The following is a 3,110-nucleotide window of genomic DNA, read 5'->3' as shown; positions in this document are numbered from 1 at the left end:
ACTAGGGCTAAGTTTCCGTCCAAGAAGCCAGTACATAAGGGGGCAGGAGTTAAATTGGAAACACTTACTTTTTCTGTAATCAATACTGCTTAGAGCTTAACCGAACCGTATTGGGAGTATAATAACCATGTCATCCGCGTATCGGATTGATGGCTCGATGATGCATCTGACTGAGGTTTTGGCAGTGATTCTGCGTCTTCGATTCGCATGGTATCTGTGTATCCTCTCAATCCCGTTGAGTGCAATATTTGCTAGTAAGGGGCTGACCACTCCCCCTTGTGGGGTTCCTTGTTCCGGAAATTCTGGGTTAACTCCTGCCTTGAGGCATCGGTATATTCCGAGTTTTAAGCCTTTGGGGGCGATGAGTTCGTCCATTATTGCCGAGTGGTTAATTCTGTCGAAGCACTTTTCGATATCGAGTTCAATGACTCGTTTTTCTATTCCATTGGAAATGGAGTTGAGATTGTCAAAGATGTACTTCTGTGCATCATGGGCAGAGCGCCCAGTTCTAAACCCATAACTCCTGGCGTGGAAAGTGGCTTCATGTGCGGGTTCGAGTGCATATTTTGCGAGGCATTGCCAAGCTCTATCCGCGATGGTTGGTATCTTAAGCATTCTGGTAGTCCCGTCCTTTTTGAGGATGGGGATTTCCCGTAGTCCTTGATGCTTCCAATTTCCACTATTCATTTTCAGTAGTTCTTCAAGGTTGAAGCGTTCTTCAAATGAGAGGGATTTCTTTCCATCAATACCAGCCGTCTTTTTACCAGCATTTAGCTGAGATACAAGTCTAATTGCAAGAAATCGAGCCGAGGTGGATTTAAGAATAAGCTTTTGGAGTAACCTAGCTTTCCGCTTGTCTCCAACTTGAACAGCTTTATACACACGCTTTTGAAGGCGGAGTAGATTTCGGCGGAATTTCTTCCACGGTAGGGCTACCCAAGATTCACTAGTTTTGTAACTGTGCCTAATCATTTTTCTCTTCTCTAGTTTGTGTATTCTGAACACCTCAGACCAATTACGGTCTGTCCTACCCGAATTGTGGGGATTAATCCGCTCGTCTGGTCTACATGGGGTTCGACTGCCCCTAGACCCACAACTCGTTTTTATTCGTTCCCTCGAAGAGATTGATTGTTCCGTTAGATGTAGCCAATTCGACTACTGGATTCCCTAGACTCTTTGCCGTTACTGAAATGGTGTTCGGCGGGAATCGACTCCAGTAAGGTCAGGGTTTTTTCAGTTGCGCCCTTGCCTATGTATAAGTCGCTTTTTTAGGCTCTGTTTCATCGTAGGAACTCCCTGTTAGCGCCAGTGTCAACCCACAACGGTCGTCTGATTGCGCCCTGTTCCCAGCTTCACTCTACGAGAATCGAGCTTGTTCGGTGTGGGCAGATAAGGAGTCAATTCTGAGTCTGAATGGTAGGGCTTTCACCTACATCTGACCAAGAGTTCAGCCTTTTAGTGACAGTGATCTGCTGTCGGGCTGGATTAGTTATTTACGGACTTATTGCCGTGATTCACTAATCAACGAATCGCACCATTCCCTACATTGAGATTACTGCCTCCAGTTAAAGAAATTTCACTACAACCAAAACGTACTACTCGTTTAAATAAAGTTGATAATCCTGCCAACAAGTCACCGAAAACTAAAAAGGCTGATGTAAATTCTTCATGCAAGCGCAAGCCAGGCAGACCGCGTACATCTGCATAAAACTAAGAAGCTAAAAGGTGAAAGGGATAAAATTTCCTTTCTCTATTCCCCTTTTACTAATACTTTATTCTTAGCCTCCGACTGACCAACGGAGGTTAACTTATTTCCTAAAAATAGTGAACGTTATGTGTCTGTTTGATAGCTAATAAAGCTTACATATTAGCTTCGCTTTTTCAAGAGTGAAAACTAAAATTATATAGTCCAATGGTACAGCAACTTTTCACTCAAGGTTCTTTATTCGATTTGCAAACAGTAATCGATTATGGGCAGTCAGTTATTAATGTTGCCCAAGGGCTTGCAAAAGTTTTAATAGATAATCGCCCTCTCTCTACAAAAACTGTTTCTTCCCAGATGAATCGCTACTTTCTAGGCACTGCCGCGTCTGGTGCATGGCAATGGAAAGATGCTTACGAGGCAGTGGAAGTGGCGCAAATATTATATCTGCGTCAAAAAGGTTACAAGCCTTTATTAGAGTCGCCGCTAACAGTATTATTGGAATTAGAGAAGTTAGTAGCCCTCTGCCCAACCCAAACACGGCGCAGTGAAGAATCAGTACAGCTTCAGCAATTCTCCACCCCTCTGCCGCTTGCTTATCTCGTAGCCAAAGCAGGCTTTATACAAGCAACTGATTTGATTCTGGAGCCTTCCGCCGGAACTGGCTTATTGGCACAATTGGCTAAATTGCACGGTGCAAGTCTGGTGCTCAACGAGCTTGCACCCGATAGATCGAAGATTCTGCGGCGATTATTCCCTGGTACATTATTATTCTCAGTAAACGCGGAACAAATTAACGATTATTTGGCTGGTAAAACTCAGCCCTCAGTTGTGCTGATGAATCCGCCTTTCTCCACATCTCCCAAAATCAACAGTCGCAACCCCGACGCAACTCCTCGCCACATCAACTCGGCATTGCAAAGACTGGCTGACGGTGGACGGCTGGTAACAATCAGTGGCAACTGGTTTTCTCCCAATAATCCCACTTGGCGCGAGACTTTCGTTAGGTGGCAGTCGGAAGCACGAGTTTTAATGTCGGTCGGAGTTAACGGCAAGGTGTACTCAAAACATGGTACACAAATCGACACCAGAATCACAGTAATTGATAAAGTCCCGGCTGATAATCACAGGCAAATCCCCTGTATTTCCGAAACCTTGGATTTGCCTGAACTGCTGGCGTTGATTGAGCAATTACCACAGCGATTTTCGTGGGAACGCTCAGATATCAAAGCTGCTGCGAAGGCAAAAGTCGTTCAATTGCCAAAACGCTCTGTGGTAAGCTGTTCCACATCTAGTTTGCATAAAATGTAAATTAAATAAACTCGTGGACTTACTGCTATGCCAGCCAAAGGATACTTAAGTAAATTACAGAAAGAGAATTTACAAAAAGCTCTATCAGAGAGTAATA

Annotated in this window: 1 protein-coding gene and 1 pseudogene; one reads left to right on the top strand and one right to left on the bottom strand. The window is 44.3% G+C overall.

Going from position 1 to position 3,110, the window contains the following annotated elements:
- Positions 1-114 precede the first annotated feature (114 nt).
- Positions 115-972 (bottom strand): annotated as a pseudogene (locus H6G97_RS48765) (reverse transcriptase N-terminal domain-containing protein); the annotation flags it as partial.
- 940 nt (positions 973-1,912) lie between these two features.
- Here H6G97_RS48765 and H6G97_RS48760 point away from each other — a divergent pair.
- Positions 1,913-3,013: a hypothetical protein gene (locus H6G97_RS48760; RefSeq protein ID WP_242056154.1), complete on the top strand. Its 1,101-nt coding sequence runs from the start codon at positions 1,913-1,915 to the stop codon at positions 3,011-3,013.
- The last annotated feature ends 97 nt before the right edge of the window (positions 3,014-3,110 follow it).

Origin of the sequence: Nostoc flagelliforme FACHB-838, from assembly GCF_014698065.1 — a bacterium.
GTDB classification, from domain to species: Bacteria; Cyanobacteriota; Cyanobacteriia; order Cyanobacteriales; family Nostocaceae; genus Nostoc; species Nostoc flagelliforme_B.
This window is presented reverse-complemented; position numbering and strand designations above follow the sequence as displayed.

Coding starts and splice junctions, on each gene's coding strand:
- H6G97_RS48760 (WP_242056154.1), top strand. CDS start 1,913: ATGGTACAGCAACTTTTCACTCAAGGTTCTTTATTCGATTTGCAAACA.